Genomic DNA, 16,286 nt, shown 5'->3' with positions numbered 1-16,286 from the left:
ATAATGAAGCAGCGGCGCGGCAATGGCCGGCCGCTGCTTCGTTTCTGATTGGGCGAAAGAGCGTCATTACGCAACCGGCACACCGCGTTTGCCAATCAGATAGAAGCCGAGCGAGCCGGACCTCAGTTTCGTAGCGCCGCTCCAATTCGGCGATGGCTGGCCAATTATCTCAAAACCCGATCGGAGGCCGGTTGCTCTCCTGCACGCACCTGACGCGCAAGTTGGGCGAAGCCAAGCGGCTGGAACGTCTTGGGTGGGACGGGAAGCCGGCTCAATCGACCCGGGGTGTCCAAAGGTTTCGGAAATCTGCCGTTCGGGCCGATTACTTGCTGTCTTCTACCCTTGGCCAAGACGAGGGCAGGCCGGAAATGACGTTTGTCGCAAAACTGTAGCATCACGCATCTACTGCTCGCCAGGAAACTGCACTGCGAAGAAATCGGGCAGCGACTGCCGGCGATATGTTTCGAGGTTGAGTATGTCGATCGCGGGGGACCGCATCCCCGGGACGGGTAAGTGGCGGTCAGCCAGAGTTAGCAAGCCGATACCAAGTGATGCGTACGGGCCAGACAATTACTGATCAGTGGTCGGCAGCCAGTCTCCCGGCGCGCGCATCCGTGGTGGATCGCTTCCGGAAATGCGCGTTCAACATGACCCTTTCGATCGCGATGGTCATCGTGACGGTCTCGGCCATCGCGGCGAAAGATGACGCCGGTCAATTGGCCCCCATGCGCTTCAACATTCCCGGACAGCCACTGGCGTCGGCGCTTCAGGCATATAGCCGGGTAACCGGCGTACAGCTTCTCTACGAAAGCGGAGCGACCGGAGATCGCTCGTCGCCCCCCATCGAAGGTGAGTTCACCCGGGACGGGGCGCTGCGGATGCTCATCGCCGATACCGATTTGGTGATCCGGTATACGCGCGCGAATTCGATCACGCTGGTGCGGGCATCATCCGATCCGGACGCGCCGCCGGACGCCGTGTTCGGTGGGCAGGCGGATCTTGCGCTGGATACGTTGCTGGTGCGCAGGACGCGGCCGAGCAGTGACCCATCGCAGCTGCGGGCCTATAGCGGCATCATCCAGTCCGATATCCAGCATGCCCTGCGCAAGGATGTAAAGACACGTAACGGCACATACAGTGCGGGCATCAAGCTTTGGATCGACAATCCGCGAACCGTCCGCAAGACTGAGTTGTTTCGGTCCTCCGGCGATCAGGAGCGCGACGAGACCATCGCGCGGGTGCTTGACGGAATGCAGGTGAGCCAGGCTCCGCCGGCCAACACGCCACAGCCGGTCATGGTCATGATTACGGTTCGATAGTCATGGCGGACAGAGGTTCATCCGAGACCTGGAAGGCAGGTTTTGATCCGGGATCGGGCGCCGATCTGGCTCCGTACGGCGAAACGACGTCCGGCACCTGGCGCTGGCTTGTCGGCACTGCGGTGTTGGTACCCGTTCTTCTGCTGGCAGGCGTTTATTGGCTGCATCAGATGCCGGTCGGTCCGCTGGCGCGGCAGGGCAGCTCCACCATCCAGGTTGAATTGATAGCGACCCCGGCACCGACAGCCGAGTTCAAACAGGCGTCGGTGCAACCCAATCCGCCGATTGTCGATTTCCAGACGGAAGCCAGGATTTCGGAGCAGAGCGTTGCGCCGGTGGAGCAGGAGATCGCACCGCCACAACCCGTGCTCCGGCCCCAGCCTGCGGCCATTCCCGAGCAGAAACCTGCCGGTGGCGGTCAGCGCCAGGCGATCTCTGCAGGAGCCGCGTCACGTTTTCAGCAACAGCTGTTTACGCATATCGAGCGTTATCAACGTCATCCAGGTGCGAGCGGAACGGTTCTTGTGCTTTTCGCCATGCGCCGCGATGGGACATTGGTCAGGCTGGACGTCAAGTCCAGCTCGGGACGACCATTGCTCGATCAGGAGGCGATTGAAACGATCCGGCGTGCACAACCGCTCCCACGCATTCCCGCCGATATGCCGGACCTCATCACCGTTCTGCTACCTGTGGCATTCGACGCACGGTGAATAAATCCGTGCTGGCGTACGCGGCGGCTAGCAGTTTCGTAATCAATCTGTCATGAGCGAACGGTAACACGCTGCCTGCTGAGGTAGTAACGCAGGCGTGCACAAGGACGGAAAGCGTTGACTGGGCTAAATCGTACAACGTTGCGCGATGTCCTTGCGGCCGACTACACCGGCCTTTTCAAACGTTTGACGCGACGGCTCGGTTCTTCGGAGCTGGCAGGCGACGCTTTGCAGGAAACTTTTTTGCGGGTCGAACGAATGTCGAGTGCCCCCGCTATTAATAGTCCGAAGGACTATTTGTTCCGCATCGCTCTGAATGTGGCAACGGACCGTCGGCGTGTCGAGAAGCGTCATCTCAGCCTGGACGCGGTCGATGCATTGCTCGATATCCCGGATGACGCGCCGGATGCAGCCGCTGTCGTTGAGGGCCGTCAGGACATCGAAGCCCTTGATCGCGCGTTGGCTGAACTGCCGGCCCGCGCGCGTCAGGTCTTCATGGCTGCCGTGGTCAAAAAACTGCCGGACCACGAGATCGCCGCGCAGCTCAATGTCAGCATCAGGACGGTTGAAATCGATCTGCGCAACGCGCTGAAACACTGCGCGCAGCGGCTCGATCGCACCTTGATCCGGCGAACCGGTGGCCCACGTCCGCGCTAGCTGACAGGACGCGTCCTCTTCGTTGTCGGCTCCGAACGGGCTGGCTTTCCTCCACACCTTGCTCTTGAAGCTGGCCCGAAACTATCGGGACAGAAAAATCTGTGTCATTAAGCGACGATTCGGCTGCGGGATAGCGTGGTCTCAACCGTCTAGTGTTCTAGAAGGTATTGTCATCCATTTCGATTCATCAGCTCAAAAGCCTCGCGACATCAATGATCCGCATCACGTTCAAGATCCGGTCTTTTGCCGTCCCCGTGGGGTCGGTTGCCGTGTCGAGCGAGTCCCACAGGTTATGTCAGCGTGACTGAGCCGGGCGACGATAGCGGTTTGCTCAATCAAGCCATCGATTGGGTTGCATTGCTGCGCTCGGGGCGCGCGACGACAGACGATGCTGAACAGTTGCAGCGTTGGCGCGCGCAGGATCCGGCGCATGAGGCGGCGTTCCGGCAGGCTGCGCGTTTGTATCGTGATCTCGGGGCGATGGGGGCCGACCTGGAGCGCCGAAAGGTGAGGCGGTTCGTTCCCCGTCATGTGGTTACGCGGCGAGCGTTGATCGGCGGCGCGCTGGCGGCGTCGGTTGCGGGCTATATGGTGGTCAAGCCGCCGCTGGAAATGTGGCCGTCGCTGGCTGAAATGTCGGCCGACTATCGCACGGCAAAGGGCGAGCAGCTCGATGTCGCATTAGCCGACAACGTGTCTTTAAAGCTCAACACGCAGACCAGCGTGGCGGTGCGGGGCAGCGGCCCCAATCCGCGTATCGAATTGATATCGGGCGAGGCGGCGATCACATCGCAGCGGCCGACGGTTGAGCCATTGGTGGTCATCGCGGCCAATGGCCAGATTGCGGCTTCGGCGGGCGAGGTGAATATCCGTTGTATCGACGGCGTGGTGCTCGCCACATGTATCCAGGGATCGATCACCGTGACCCATGGCGGGCGCAGTGTCGAACTGACGGGGGGGCAGCAAATTGCCTACTCTGCGTCCGAGGCGCTCGGTGCGCCGGCGCCAATTCTCGATCCGTCCATACTCTCGGCCTGGCGTGAGAAGCTGTTGATCTTCAAGGACAAGCCGCTGGCAACCGTGGTCAGCGAGATCAACCGGTATCGTCCCGGCAAGATTGTCGTGACCAACTCCGATCTTGGTCAGCGGCTCGTCAACGGCACCTTCCATACCGACAAGCTCGACGACTTCGTTGCGCAGGTGCGCCAGCTCTATGCTGTGAAGGTGCGGGCACTGCCCGGCGGCGTCGTTCTGCTCAGCTGATCTTTTAGCACTGATATCAATCGATGCCAGCGTTCCCCCGGCTGGTCGGGCGGCGCTTTCCGATTTTGCGCGGCCAGATGATTCCGTCCGCACGTTTTTCTTAATTTTCTTTTGCGGGTTGGAAGTAGCCCAAACGTCTTCAAGACATAGGGACCTGATTGCGAGCGCGCGGCTCGCTCTCGGTGTGCCCTCTTATGGGCTTGATACATGCTTGTTCTTCTTCGAGACGATGTCGGCGCGAAACTGCCGAAGTGGCGGCTTTTGCAATCCTCGGCGCCGGCAGTCCTGATGCTTGCAAGCATCGGCGCATTCGATGGCGCTTCTCATTCGGCTATCGCTGCGCCGAGCCGGCAGGCTGAAGCGAAATCCGCGAAGGCGGCAGGTGACAAGCCTGCCGCGGAAGCTGCGCCAGCCGCACCGCTGCAGCGTTTCGATATCGACGACTTCGCCGTGCAGGGCGCTGACAAGCTGCCTCAGGTCGATGTCGAGGAAGCGATCTATCCTTTCCTCGGTCCCGGTCGTACGGCTGACGATGTCGAAAAAGCCCGTGCCGCGCTCGAAAAGGCCTATCACGACAAGGGATTCCAGACCGTCAGTGTGGCGGTCCCGCAGCAGAATGCGCTCACCGGTCGGGTGATCCTCAAGGTCACCGAGATGAAGGTCGGTCAGTTGCGCGTGAAAAATTCGCGCTATTTTGACATCGCCAAAGTCAAGGAGAATGCGCCGTCGCTGAAGCCGGGCACGGTGCCCAACTTCAATGCGGTGACGAAGGACATTGTCGGTCTCAATCAGTGGCCGGATCGGCGCGTGACACCGGCGCTGCGTGCAGGCGTTACGCCAGGGACCGTCGACGTCGACCTGAATGTCGAGGACAAGGCGCCGTTCCACGGCAGCCTCGAACTCAATAACCGTCGCTCGCCGAATACGACCGGCTCGCGCCTCATCGGCACGGCACGCTATGACAATCTGTGGCAGCTCGGTCATTCGTTCAGCTTCACCTATCAGGTGGCGCCGGAAAATCCGAACGATGCAGAAGTTTTCTCGGGCTCATATCTCGCCCGCTTCGAGAATATCGATTGGCTCACTGCACTCGTTTACGGCGTCAAGTCGAGCAGTGACGTCGCCACTGTCGGCGGCATGAATGTGGTTGGTCCAGGCGAGATCATTGGCGCCCGTGCTGTGATGACGCTGCCGGCCCGCGAGAACTTCTTCCATACCCTGTCCGCGGGCATGGACTACAAGCATTTCGACCAAACCATGCGGGACCTGAGCGGCAATGGCTTCGGCACGCCGATCACCTATTTCCCGGCGGTTGCCAGCTATGGCGCGACCTTCCAGGGCGAAAAATCGCTGACCCAACTCAACGCCTCGATCACCGCAGCGATGCGACCGGCGGGCGACGACTGGCGCGCCTTCGACAACAAGCGCGCCTGGGCATCCGGCAGCTTCACGCATCTGAATGTCGATCTCGCGCATACGCATGAGCTGCCGGAAGGCTTCCAGTTCTGGACCAAGGTGGCGGCGCAGGTGTCTGATGGCCCGCAGGTTTCGAGCGAACAGTTCAGCATTGGCGGCATGGATACCGTCCGCGGCTATCTGGAATCCGAAGTGCTCGGCGATGACGGTATCGTCGGCAATATCGAGATCCGCTCTCCTGATGTCGGCAGCATGCTGCAGAAGGAGATCAAGGACGAGACGGGGCAGGGCGCACTGCGCTTCACGACCTGGAATGAATGGCGCTTCTTCGGCTTCGTCGACGCGGGTCACGTCCGTGTGCAGCGGCCTTTGCCTGAGCAGCAGACGCGCTTCGATGTCTGGAGCTATGGCGCCGGCACCCGCTTCAAGGTCTTCGACAATTTCAACGGCGTGATTGCGTACTCGGTGCCGATGATCAGTCAAGCATACACGCATGCCAATACCGGGCGCGTGAACTTCCGTATCTGGGGTGAATTCTGATGACGATGGGGAGCGGTCGCATGACCAAGGGCGGTTCGAGCCTGCGCCGGCAAATGAAGAACGCGGCTGCGGGGCTCGCGCTCGGCTTCGCGGCAGCAATGACACTGTTTCCGGCCACGGCAAATGCCTGGTGGAACGACGAGTGGCAGCTGCGCAAGAAGATCAATATCGACACCAGCGCGACCGGTGCCAACATCACCGATCCGATCGGCACGGTCCCGGTCCTGGTGCGTCTGCATTCCGGCAATTTCCGTTTCAGCCTTGCGAAGGATGACGGCAGCGATCTGCGTTTTGTCGCCACCGACGACAAGACGCCGTTGAAGCATCATGTCGAGAAGTGGGACTCGCTGCTCGGCGAAGCGCTGGTCTGGGTTTCGGTGCCGAATGTGGCCCCGGGCGCCAAGTCGGACTTCTGGATCTATTACGGCAACAAGAAAGCCGCGGCGACCAACGACGCCAAGGGCACTTATGACGCCGACACCGCGCTGGTCTATCACTTCAATGAGCGCGGCACGCCGGCCATCGACTCGTCGGTCTGGGCCAACAATGCGCAGAGTGTTGGCCAGCCAGCCGACGGCTCGCTGATTGGTGGCGGTCTTCGCCTCGATGGCCGCAACATCGTTACGCTGCCGGCCTCGCCGTCGCTCGGCACCGCAGACAGCGCGCCGTTCACCCTGTCGGTCTGGATCAAGCCGGGTGCCGTGCAGCCGAATTCGGCGCTGTACAGCCGCCGCGATGGCGCCAATGGCGTGGTCATTGGTCTCGACAATGGCTCTCCCTTCGTCGAGGTGAGCAATGCCGCCGGCACCCAGCGCAGCGGCGCTGGCGCACCGGTCGCCGCCAATTCCTGGAACCACCTCGCGGTCATCGCCGCCAGCGGCACTGTCACCGTCTATCTGAATGGGGCGCCTTACGCGACCCTGAACGCCTCGCTCCCCGCCTTGACCGGCGTGGCGCGCCTGGGCGGCGATGCCCCGCCGCCCGCGGCCGCTGCCCCCGCAGCGCCTGCGGCTGATGCCGCAGCTCCTGCCGCCGACGGAACCGCCCCCGCTGCTGAAGCGGCTCCAGCCCCTGTGGCCGTTGCAGCGATGGCTGGTTTCGTCGGCGACATCGACGAACTGCAGATCTCCAAGATCGCGCGTTCGCCGGGCTTCATCAAATTCGCCTCGGTCGAGCAGGGCACCGAGCCTGCCAAGTTGATCGCTTTCAGCAACGACGAGGAGACTGCCAGCTGGATGTCCGGGCATTTTGCCATCATCCTGAAGGCCGTGACCATCGACGGCTGGATCGTGATCGCGTTGCTGATCGTCATGGCTGTTGCCAGCTGGATCGTCACCTATGACCGCGTCAGCTACATGAAGCGTCAGGCCAAGGCCAATGACCGCTTCATGAAGAGCTTCCGCCAGCTCGCTGACAACCTGACCGCGCTCGATCGCGGTGAAGTGGACGAGAATGCCGCCGTGCTCGGTAGTAAACTGGGCGAAGAAGAGGCGCAGATGGTCCGCGCATCCTCGTTGTACCGCATCTACCACGTTGGTGCGGAGCAGATCAGCAACCGCTTCGCCAACACCGACATGATCCGCCTGAACGGTGCATCGATCTCGGCCATCCGCGCGGCGCTCGACAGCATGTTCGTCAAGGAAAGCCAGCGCCTCAACAAGCTGATGGTGGTGCTCACCATCTCGATCTCGGGTGGTCCGTTTCTCGGCCTGCTGGGCACTGTGGTCGGCGTCATGATCACCTTTGCGGCGATCGCGGAAAGCGGCGACGTCAACGTCAACGCCATCGCACCGGGCATCGCGGCGGCGCTCGTCGCCACCATCGCTGGCCTGTTCGTCGCTATCCCTGCACTGTTCGCCTACAACTATCTGGTGACGCGTATCGGCGAACTCACCTCCGACATGCAGGTCTTCATCGACGAATTCGTGACCAAAATGGCCGAGTTCTACTCGAATGAGCCGATCGTCGATCATCGCCAGGCGGCGGAGTAAGCGTCGATGCAGCTCCAGAGCAAGGGCAAGCCGTACGACGACATCAACATCACGCCGATGTTGGACCTCGCCTACGTGCTGCTGATCATTTTCATCGTGATGACGACGGCGACGGTGCAGGGGCAGAAGGTCAATCTGCCCAAAGCGTCCGCCGCCCCGAGCCTCGCAACGCCCACCACGAAGGCGATCACCGTCTCCAACGACGGCAAGCTCTTCCTCGACACCATTCCGGTGACGCTGCCCGAACTTGAGCAGCGTCTCATTCAACAGAAGGCGCTGACGCCGGAATTCCCCGTGGTCCTGCGCGGCGACGCGCAGACCCAGTACCAGAGCGTCATGGACGTCCTCGATCTGCTCGGCCGCATCGGCCTGTCGCAGGTCGGCCTCGCCACCAAGCCACTTGTGAAGTAACGCCGTGATGCAGACCGCCAGCCATATCGACGACCACACCAAGGGCGCTTTCGCGACCCTTTGGGCGTGGCTGCGTCGCGGTGCGTCCAAGGTCGCCGCGGAGCCCGCGTTGCTGGACACTGCAGAGCTGTCTGCGACGGATTCCGGTCGCGATCAGCAGCCCGGCATCGTTCTGCCGTTCCCGTTGCGCGGCGAGGCGCTGTTGGTTCGGCTGACGGAACTGCTGCGACGCCGCGTCGCTGAACTGGTACCGCAATGCGAGCGCCTGTCGCTCGTGCTGTCACATCACCCGGCGCTTCGCCTGTCGATCGACGAAAGCGCATTCATCGAATTCGATGCACCGAGTGCCGAGTTCAATCTGGTGATCGAGGCGCCAAGCGGCACGCGGATGATCATCCAGACGACGGATTTCGACGCAGTGGTGAAGTTCGTTCTGCAATATGTCGTCGAGAAGCTGTCCGACGATGCCGTGCTGGAGGCTGCATCGTGAAGAAGCCGTCCGATCAATTTGCGGACACCGAAGCCTCCGGCAATCGCGGTGCCTATCTGCGCTATGGCGCGGTGGTTGCTGTCGTCATGCTGCTGTTCGCAGGTGGCTGGTTCCTGGTCATGAGCGGCAGCGACATGCCGGCGCCGAAGCAGGTGCGCGAGCTGACCGTCGTCAACATCGTTCCACCACCGCCTCCGCCACCGCCGCCCGAGCAGAAAATGATCGAGCAGACCAAGGTGACCGAAGAACCGAAGATGGTCGAGCAGGAGCGGATAGAGGAGAAGCCGGTCGAGAAGCCGGCGGACGATCCTGCGAAGGACGCCAAGAGCGAGGAGCCGCCGGGACCGCTGGCCCTCGATGCGCCGGCGACCGGGCCGGGCGACGCCTTCAATCTCGGCAGCAAGGTTGGCGGCAGCCCTTATGGCGGCCGTGGCGGCGGCGGCAGCCGCTGGGGCTGGTACGCCTCGATCGTGCAGACCCAGATCGAAGCGGCGATCCGCGCCAATGAGCGCACCAAGAATGCGGTGATGCAACTGCAGTTCCGCATCTGGGCCGACAATACCGGTCGCATCAGCCGCGTCGAGCTCGTCAATTCGAGCGGCAGCGCTGAGGTCGATGCCGCCATTCGCAACGACGTCATCGGTCGTCTGACGCTGCGGGAGCCGCCGCCGAACGACATGCCGATGCCCATCAATGTCCGGGCGACCGGACGCAAGCCAACCTAATTCTTCGCGGGGCCGGGGGATGGCCACGCAAGCATCACTTCGACTAGCAGGGGACTTGATCCGATGTTCGACAGAAAGACCGATACCGCCCGGCGCGTGCTGCCGCTCGCAGTATCGATGTGCGCACTCACTCTCGCGATGCCGGCCGTGGCGCAGGATAGCGAAGGTCGTGCGTCTTCCAAGCGTCCCCAAGTGTCGCGTGCGAAGCCGGTTGCGCCGAATTCGACCACCAGCCTGGTCAATCTGCTGATCAAGCAGGGCGTGATCACGGAAGAGCAGGGCACCGGCCTCATCAAGCAGGCGGAAGACGAAGCCTATGTGCAGCGTGAAGCTGCCAAGGGCGCGTCGGCGCGTGCGGAAGAGGCCGCGAAGACCGCGACCGCAGCGGCAGCGGCTGCATCGCCTCCGGGCACAAAGCACGTCACCTATGTGCCGGAGATCGTGAAGCGTCAGCTGCGCGACGAGATCAAGCGCGAGGTGATGGCGAAGGCGCATAGTGAGAACTGGGCGTCGCCGGGCAAGTATCCGGAATGGGCTCAGCGTATCCGCTTCCACGGTGACATGCGCGCGCGCTACGAAGGTCAGTTCTTCCCGACCGGCAATGATCCGCGCCTGGTCAATTTCAACTCGATCAATACGGGGAACCCGTATGATCTGTCGGACGCGACCAATCCGTATTTCGCACCAACACTCAATACCAGCCAGGACCGCGACCGCGCCCGGCTTCGTCTTCGCCTCGGCGCCGACATTGATATCGCAGACAGCGTTCTGGCCGGCTTCCGCTTCGCCACCGGTGACAGCAATTCGCCGGTGTCTCTGAACCAGACCATGGGCGCCAGCGGCGGCAATTTCTCAAAGTACTCCCTATGGCTCGATCGGGCCTACATGCGCTACCAACCCTCGAGCGATTTCAGCTTCTCGGTCGGCCGCTTCGACAATCCGTTCTGGTCGCCAACGGACCTGGTCTGGCACCGGGACCTCGGCTTCGACGGTTTCGTTGCCCAGCTGAAGCATGAAGTCGCCCCCGGCGTTACGCCATTCATCGTCGCTGGTGCGTTCCCGACCTTCAACAGCGATCTGAATGTCGGGTACAATATCGATCAGAACCTGAATGAGAATGGTCTGCCCGGCAAGTTCCCGAGCAACGACAAGTGGATGTATGGCGTTCAGGCCGGCGTTGGCGTGAAGTTTGACCCGCAGTCGAGCTTCCGCCTCGGTGTGGCCTATTACGACTTCACCAACACGCAGGGCCGCGGATCGACGCCTTGCTACGTGTTCGGTACGGCGGATGTCTGCGACACCGATCGACGCGCCCGTCCTTCGCACAGAAGGGAAACACCTACCGGACCCTGCGTAACATCCTGCCGGATCCGTCTCTCGCGAACCCCGCTCTGCAGCCGGCCTATCAGTATTTCGGCCTCGCCAGTCAGTTCCGTCCCGTGGTCGTGAGCGGTCAGGTCGATCTCGGCGACTTCCATCCGGTCCATGTCGTGATCGACGGTGAATACGTCAACAACACAGCATTCGATCGAAACGCCATTGTCGCCCTCTCGACCGACAACCGGTTCGCCGCGGGCACGATTGCCAACAACACCGCGCCGACGTCGGTTGCCAACGCCACCGGTCCTTTCGAAGGCGGCAACCAGGGCTGGATGACCCGCCTGACCGTTGGTCACAAGCAGGTCAGGACATTGTGGGATTGGAATGTCCACGTTGGCTACAAGTATCTCGAATCCGACGCGATGATCGACGCCTTCGTCGATAGCGACTTCGGCCTCGGCGGTACCAACCTCAAGGGTTACTTCATCGGCGGCAATGTTGGTCTTGCCGACAATGTCTGGGCAACGCTCCGCTATATGAGCGCGAACAACATTGCCGGCGGTCCGTATTCGGTCGACGTCGTCCAGTTCGACCTGAACGCGAAGTTCTGATCATGCGCAAACATATCCTGACGATTGTTGCGATCACTGCGTCACTGGCCAGCACCCAGGCCAATGCGCAGTCGGAAAGCGACAAGCTGCGCGACGCCGTGCGCAGCCTGACCGCCCAGACCCGCTCGCTGGAAGACCAGCGTGCGTCGCTCCAGGGCAAGGTGGCCGAGGCCGAGCGCGAAAAGGCTGCGCTGACCGCGCAGATCGCGGCGGCCAAGGCGCAGGTCAAGGAAACCGAGAAGATGCACCGCGAGGCGGTGGACGAGTTCAACCAGCGCCTGGAAGATCGCAACCAGACGCTGGAGAAATGGAAGGCGGCCTATGAAGAAGCCGCAACCGTGGCGCGCGCCAAGGACGCGGAGCGCGCCAAGTTCGAGGGAGAGGCGACGGCCTACAAGGCCAGCACCAAGAGCTGCGTCGCCAAGAACGGCCAGCTCATGAAGGTCGGGCGCGAGCTGCTGCGTCGCTATGAAGGTGTGTCCTTCGGCGACATCGCCGTCATCAACGAGCCGCTGACCGGCGTTCGCCGGGTCGAGGTTCAGAACATCCTGCAGGACTACGAAGACAAACTGCTCGATCAGAAGGTTATTCAATGATGCGTTTGCGCTCCTCCCTCATGCTCGCGACGGCAACCAGTGTTGCCGTCGCTTCGTCGTTGGCGATGTCACCGGCCCACGCGCAGACTGCTCTGCCGCCGGCCCAGCCGCGTGTTGCACAGACACCAGCTCCGGCTCCAGCCAAGCAGCCGGCACGCCCGGCAGCGGCTCCGGCTGCACCAGCCGCCGCTCCGTCGAACACCGTCGCAGCGGCGAAGTCGTCGGGCGAAGTCGTGGCGCGCGTTGGCAACAATGACGTCACCGCCGACGATATGCGCAATTTCATCGCCACCCTTGGCCCGCAGCAGCAGGCGGCGGTCGCGCAGGATCCGTCCCTGCTCAGTCAGGCCGTGCGCATGATGCTCTCGAACCGCCTGGTGATGCAGGAGCTAGCCGCGAAGAAGTATGACAAGCAGCCGCAGGTCGAAGCGCAGCTCGAGAAGGTTCGCGAAAGCGCGCTGGTTGAGCTCTATCTGCAGTCGGTTTCGAACCCGCCGGCAAATTTCCCGAGCGAGGACGACCTGCAAAAAGTCTATGAAGCCAACCGCGCCTCGTTCCAGGTGCCGCGTCAGTATCAGCTCGGTCAGATCTATATCGCCGTGCCGAAGGATGCCGACAAGGCGACTGCCGATGCCGCGAAGAAGAAGGTGGCTGAAGTGCAGCAGAAGCTGAAGGCGCCAGGTGCCGATTTCGCCGCCATCGCCCGTGCGGAGAGCGCGGCCAAGGAAAGCGGTGAGCGCGGCGGCGATCTCGGCCTTCTTCCGGAAGACCAGATTCGTCCCGAGATCCGTACGCAGATCTCCGGTCTTGCCAAAGGCGCCGTGTCCGAACCGATCACGCTCGACGACGGCGTTCACTTCATTCGTCTGATCGACACGAAAGTGCCGTATACGCGCACGTTGCCGGAAGTTCGCGACGCGCTGGTCCGCCAGATCCGTCAGCAGCGCGCTGCCCAGTTGCGGCAGAACTATCTCGCCGAACTTCTCAAGCAACAACCGCCGATCATCAACGAGCTGGCGCTGGCCAAGCTCCTCGATGGCAAGAAGAACTAAGGAGTATCAGTATGTCCGACACCAATCTCGCCAGCCTGACGCTGGAATCGCTACGTGACCTGATGCAGAATTCGGGTTACCGGGTCGAACTCGTGAACGACGCTACAGCCAATATCTCGCTGCTCCGCTCGTCGACCGCCGGTTTCGCTTTCGACATCCGTCCGGGCAATCGTCTCGCTGCGGACGACAAGAGCTTCGTCGACTTTACGTTCAGCGCCTGGCTGAACGTCGAAGGCGAGCTGCCGCTCGACATTGTCAATCGCTGGAACGCGCTGCGCCGCTTCGGCCGCCTGCAGCTGGTGCCGGGCTTCCTCGCCATGACGATGGACGTTTCGCTGATCGGCGGCGTCGCGCCGAACTACGTGCGCGCGCAGGTCGAGATCTGGGATCATCTGGTGCAGGCGCTGGTGCCGTATCTCCGCGAGGAGCTGCAGAAGATCACGTCGAACAAGTCCGCCGATGTTGCGCCGGCGGCACCGGACGAGGTGCCTGCCGAAGCCAAGGTGGCGTGACAGGTCTGCGGTGATGTCAGCAAGCCGTATCGTTTCGAGCTTTGGTCGTGGCAATAGCCGTTCAGGCACCGCGCTGATGCTTGCCGCCGGCTTGCTGTCGGTCTTCGCCATTGCTGCAAGGGCGGAGACGGCGACGACAATACGTGTGGCCTCGCTGGAAGCCGAGGTCGCGCAGGCTCGAGCCGATGTGGCCAGGCCCGCCGAGGCGCCCCCAGCCTCGCCGATGGTGTCATCGACGCCTGTCAACGCCGCCAATCCCCGCGCGCTGTATCGTGCGCTGATTGAGCGCGAGGTGCGCCACACCAATTTGCCGGCCGATGTGGCCGAAGCGGTCATGGGCGTGGAAAGCGGCTACAATCCCGCCGTCATCGGCGCCGATGGCGAGATCGGCTTGATGCAGGTGATGCCGCCGACCGCGCGTATGCTCGGCTTCACCGGTTCGATGGCGGAATTCGCCGCGCCGGAGGTCAACATCAAATACGGCGTCAGATATCTGGCGCAGGCCTGGACAAGGGCGGGGGGCGATCTCTGCACGGCGCTGATGAAGTATCGCGCCGGGCATGGCGAGACGCGCTTCTCTCAGTTGTCGGTCGACTACTGCATCAAGGCGCGGGCGCGCCTGGCCGCCAAAGGCTATCCGCTGACAGGCACGGTGCCCGCGGCGACGTTCGGGTTTCGCCCTGGCGGCGGAGGCAATGCACTCGCCATGGCAGGTTGCCGCAAACGCTGCCTGACCCTTGGCGGCGGCGGTCGTGTCGATTTCGCTGCTCTGAACAACCGACTGGCGCAGGTGGCCATCCAGGTCAACACGCCGCGAACGCCTGGAAAGTGATGCGCCATGATCGCCCGACTTTCCATGCTGCTGGTGATGAGTATGGCGCTTCCTGCCGTCGCACAACAGCCGTCGCCAACCGTTGAGCCCAAGCCTGAACTGATCATCGGTGGCCAGCCGCCGCCGATACGGACTTTCGAGCGCTGCGTGGATGTCGAGATCGGCGGCGCACGCAGCTATGGCTGCCTCAACGAGACCCTGCGTCGCGATGTCGACAAGGTTGCGCCAAGCCTGAACTTGCCGCCCATCGACGCACGTTCGTCGGACACGCGGCTTGGCATCGTCAACATCCCTGCGGTCCAGCAGCAATATGGTTCAAATTTCGGGCGCTCGGTGATGCCGTTCCGCATGCCGCAGCCGGTGTTCGGCACCACGCCCCGGCAATAGGCCACGGATGTCACGTCAAGTTCCGATTCAGCTCTTGGCTATGAGTGTCCATGCGCGGTTGAGCGGACCGAGCCTGTGTCAATGGCGTCATGTCTGCGCGCTCACGGCGGTGGCCGTGGTGATCTCCGCCGCGTCGCCGGCGGCGTCCCAGTTTCTGCTGCCGGCTCGCACTGATGCGCCGTCGTTGACGCCGCCCAAGCCGCTGACGCGCGCCGACCTGCCGCCGGTCGAGCGCGGGGACCGTGCCGGCACCGGGTTTTTCGTCGATGATCTCGGCCATCTCCTGACGGCACGGCATGTGGTGCAGGGCTGCGGTCGCATCATCGTGCACAAGGAAGGGCGCAGCATGACCGCGCGGCTGGTCGCGATGTCGACGCCCTATGACCTTGCATTGTTGCGCACGCCGAAAACGCGTGGGCTTGCAGCGGTATTCCCGCGGACCGTCTCGTCGTCGGTCAATTCCATGGTGTTTGCCGCCGACTACGCGACACTGCCGACCATGGTGACGCGCGGCGGAACGCTGGCCAATGCGTCCGTCAGCAAGACGTCCGGCGGCGATGAGGCAGGGCATATCGCCATCACCTCCACTGTCACATTCGGTGCCAGCGGCGCTCCGGTGCTGGACTCCCGCGGCCTGGTCGAAGGCGTCATCAGCCGCAAGACGAGTATCAATCGTGTGCTGGCCGTTGGCGCTGCTGGCGCCAAGTCGTTCCTGGCATCGAGCAATATCCGGCCGCTGGAAGATGACCGCCCGCAGTTGAGCGGCTCGGCTTCGCGCGCCCACCGCGCCGCGAGCATCTCGGCGCGCGTTGTCTGTCTGAATTGAAGGAGCTATCGCGATGCGTCGATCCACAGGTTCATCCCGCGCCTCTGCGAAACCGGGCAAGTTGCGCATGTTGCTGGCTTCTCTCGGTCTCGTCTCCGTTGCAGCGACGCCGATTGCGGCGCAGGGGCTCGACTATCGCAGTCCGGACGCAGCGCCACCCTCGTGGGGACAGTTCTCCAAGCTCGTGAAGTATCGCTTCGAGGAGTGGGTGAGCGCCGACGAGGCGGTCGCCAATCGATTTCGCGCATGGTTGAAGCAGACCAGTGGCACCGCAAATGGCGCGCCGCCTTCGATCGTGGTCAAAGCGTGGCTCAATCCGGATGGCAGCGTCGAGAAGGTGTCCTTCGCGTCGTTCAGTGACGAGCGCGCCACGAGCGATCTGCGCACGGTTCTGACCCGCGGCAATGTCGGTGAAGCGCCACCGCCGGAAATGCTGCAGCCGATCAATCTGCGTTTCTCGCTCAATATTCCCAAGGACTAATGGCGCGCGATCAACCGGCGCCGAAGATCGCTGGCTGAGCCGTTGGGCGACGCAGGGTCGTCGATGGCCACACCGGCCGGCCGATAGTGTTGTCCAGGCCCGGCTGACGATGGTATGAGGGCGCGTCGGTCCCATAGCTCAACTGGA

At 62.5% G+C, this 16,286-nt stretch carries 16 protein-coding genes and 1 pseudogene; all 17 read left to right on the top strand.

Annotated elements, in window-relative coordinates; translation table 11 throughout:
• Window positions 1-647 precede the first annotated feature (647 nt).
• The 17 genes and pseudogenes from ACIQ17_RS20360 to ACIQ17_RS20280 all read left to right on the top strand — a co-directional run bounded on the left by ACIQ17_RS20360 (window position 648) and on the right by ACIQ17_RS20280 (window position 16,139).
• Window positions 648-1,319 carry an STN domain-containing protein gene (locus ACIQ17_RS20360; protein ID WP_398470886.1) on the top strand — a complete coding sequence of 224 codons (672 nt, stop codon included), beginning with the start codon at window positions 648-650 and terminating at the stop codon, window positions 1,317-1,319.
• 2 nt (window positions 1,320-1,321) lie between these two features.
• The gene (locus ACIQ17_RS20355; RefSeq protein ID WP_398470884.1) at window positions 1,322-2,029 is read left to right on the top strand and encodes a TonB family protein; all 708 of its coding nucleotides are present in this window, start codon (window positions 1,322-1,324) and stop codon (window positions 2,027-2,029) included.
• Window positions 2,030-2,170: 141 nt separating this feature from the next.
• Window positions 2,171-2,686, top strand: coding sequence for an RNA polymerase sigma factor (locus ACIQ17_RS20350; protein ID WP_398470883.1), 516 nt, complete (start codon window positions 2,171-2,173; stop codon window positions 2,684-2,686).
• A 300-nt stretch (window positions 2,687-2,986) separates the two neighbouring features.
• The gene (locus tag ACIQ17_RS20345; RefSeq protein ID WP_398470888.1) at window positions 2,987-3,949 is read left to right on the top strand and encodes a FecR family protein; all 963 of its coding nucleotides are present in this window, start codon (window positions 2,987-2,989) and stop codon (window positions 3,947-3,949) included.
• A gap of 207 nt (window positions 3,950-4,156) precedes the next feature.
• Window positions 4,157-5,905 carry a ShlB/FhaC/HecB family hemolysin secretion/activation protein gene (locus tag ACIQ17_RS20340; protein ID WP_398470881.1) on the top strand — a complete coding sequence of 583 codons (1,749 nt, stop codon included), beginning with the start codon at window positions 4,157-4,159 and terminating at the stop codon, window positions 5,903-5,905.
• Window positions 5,906-5,925: 20 nt separating this feature from the next.
• Complete coding sequence (locus ACIQ17_RS20335) at window positions 5,926-7,896, top strand: DUF2341 domain-containing protein (protein ID WP_398470879.1); 1,971 nt, start codon at window positions 5,926-5,928, stop codon at window positions 7,894-7,896.
• A gap of 6 nt (window positions 7,897-7,902) precedes the next feature.
• Complete coding sequence (locus ACIQ17_RS20330) at window positions 7,903-8,307, top strand: ExbD/TolR family protein (RefSeq protein WP_398470878.1); 405 nt, start codon at window positions 7,903-7,905, stop codon at window positions 8,305-8,307.
• Window positions 8,308-8,311: 4 nt separating this feature from the next.
• Window positions 8,312-8,797: a hypothetical protein gene (locus ACIQ17_RS20325; protein ID WP_398470877.1), complete on the top strand. Its 486-nt coding sequence runs from the start codon at window positions 8,312-8,314 to the stop codon at window positions 8,795-8,797.
• Complete coding sequence (locus ACIQ17_RS20320) at window positions 8,794-9,522, top strand: TonB C-terminal domain-containing protein (RefSeq protein ID WP_398470876.1); 729 nt, start codon at window positions 8,794-8,796, stop codon at window positions 9,520-9,522. Before ACIQ17_RS20325 ends, ACIQ17_RS20320 begins: the two co-directional genes overlap by 4 nt.
• A gap of 63 nt (window positions 9,523-9,585) precedes the next feature.
• Window positions 9,586-11,453 (top strand): annotated as a pseudogene (locus ACIQ17_RS20315) (putative porin).
• A 2-nt stretch (window positions 11,454-11,455) separates the two neighbouring features.
• Window positions 11,456-12,049, top strand: coding sequence for a hypothetical protein (locus ACIQ17_RS20310; RefSeq protein WP_398470875.1), 594 nt, complete (start codon window positions 11,456-11,458; stop codon window positions 12,047-12,049).
• On the top strand, window positions 12,046-13,101 hold the full coding sequence (locus tag ACIQ17_RS20305) for a peptidylprolyl isomerase (RefSeq protein ID WP_398470873.1): 1,056 nt from the start codon (window positions 12,046-12,048) through the stop codon (window positions 13,099-13,101). The genes ACIQ17_RS20310 and ACIQ17_RS20305 overlap by 4 nt, the downstream gene beginning before the upstream one ends.
• A gap of 11 nt (window positions 13,102-13,112) precedes the next feature.
• The gene (locus ACIQ17_RS20300; RefSeq protein ID WP_398470872.1) at window positions 13,113-13,613 is read left to right on the top strand and encodes a YbjN domain-containing protein; all 501 of its coding nucleotides are present in this window, start codon (window positions 13,113-13,115) and stop codon (window positions 13,611-13,613) included.
• 13 nt (window positions 13,614-13,626) lie between these two features.
• Window positions 13,627-14,445: a lytic transglycosylase domain-containing protein gene (locus tag ACIQ17_RS20295; RefSeq protein ID WP_398470871.1), complete on the top strand. Its 819-nt coding sequence runs from the start codon at window positions 13,627-13,629 to the stop codon at window positions 14,443-14,445.
• 6 nt (window positions 14,446-14,451) lie between these two features.
• On the top strand, window positions 14,452-14,832 hold the full coding sequence (locus ACIQ17_RS20290) for a hypothetical protein (RefSeq protein WP_398470869.1): 381 nt from the start codon (window positions 14,452-14,454) through the stop codon (window positions 14,830-14,832).
• 40 nt (window positions 14,833-14,872) lie between these two features.
• Complete coding sequence (locus ACIQ17_RS20285; RefSeq protein ID WP_398470887.1) at window positions 14,873-15,658, top strand: serine protease; 786 nt, start codon at window positions 14,873-14,875, stop codon at window positions 15,656-15,658.
• 67 nt (window positions 15,659-15,725) lie between these two features.
• A complete protein-coding gene (locus tag ACIQ17_RS20280) occupies window positions 15,726-16,139 on the top strand; it encodes a hypothetical protein (RefSeq protein WP_398470868.1) in 414 nt (137 codons plus the stop codon).
• The last annotated feature ends 147 nt before the right edge of the window (window positions 16,140-16,286 follow it).

The organism is Tardiphaga sp. (assembly GCF_044340795.1).
In the GTDB taxonomy this organism is placed as follows: Bacteria; Pseudomonadota; Alphaproteobacteria; order Rhizobiales; family Xanthobacteraceae; genus Tardiphaga.
Note: the sequence above shows the minus strand (reverse complement) of the source record. Positions and strands in the feature narration are given on the sequence as shown.

Excerpts from the sequence above, each read along its gene's own strand:
- ACIQ17_RS20360 (WP_398470886.1), top strand. The coding sequence starts at position 648 with ATGACCCTTTCGATCGCGATGGTCATCGTGACGGTCTCGGCCATCGCG.
- ACIQ17_RS20355 (WP_398470884.1), top strand. The coding sequence starts at position 1,322 with ATGGCGGACAGAGGTTCATCCGAGACCTGGAAGGCAGGTTTTGATCCG.
- ACIQ17_RS20340 (WP_398470881.1), top strand. The coding sequence starts at position 4,157 with ATGCTTGTTCTTCTTCGAGACGATGTCGGCGCGAAACTGCCGAAGTGG.
- ACIQ17_RS20335 (WP_398470879.1), top strand. The coding sequence starts at position 5,926 with ATGACCAAGGGCGGTTCGAGCCTGCGCCGGCAAATGAAGAACGCGGCT.
- ACIQ17_RS20330 (WP_398470878.1), top strand. The coding sequence starts at position 7,903 with ATGCAGCTCCAGAGCAAGGGCAAGCCGTACGACGACATCAACATCACG.
- ACIQ17_RS20310 (WP_398470875.1), top strand. The coding sequence starts at position 11,456 with ATGCGCAAACATATCCTGACGATTGTTGCGATCACTGCGTCACTGGCC.
- ACIQ17_RS20305 (WP_398470873.1), top strand. The coding sequence starts at position 12,046 with ATGATGCGTTTGCGCTCCTCCCTCATGCTCGCGACGGCAACCAGTGTT.
- ACIQ17_RS20300 (WP_398470872.1), top strand. The coding sequence starts at position 13,113 with ATGTCCGACACCAATCTCGCCAGCCTGACGCTGGAATCGCTACGTGAC.
- ACIQ17_RS20295 (WP_398470871.1), top strand. The coding sequence starts at position 13,627 with ATGTCAGCAAGCCGTATCGTTTCGAGCTTTGGTCGTGGCAATAGCCGT.
- ACIQ17_RS20290 (WP_398470869.1), top strand. The coding sequence starts at position 14,452 with ATGATCGCCCGACTTTCCATGCTGCTGGTGATGAGTATGGCGCTTCCT.
- ACIQ17_RS20285 (WP_398470887.1), top strand. The coding sequence starts at position 14,873 with ATGAGTGTCCATGCGCGGTTGAGCGGACCGAGCCTGTGTCAATGGCGT.
- ACIQ17_RS20280 (WP_398470868.1), top strand. The coding sequence starts at position 15,726 with ATGTTGCTGGCTTCTCTCGGTCTCGTCTCCGTTGCAGCGACGCCGATT.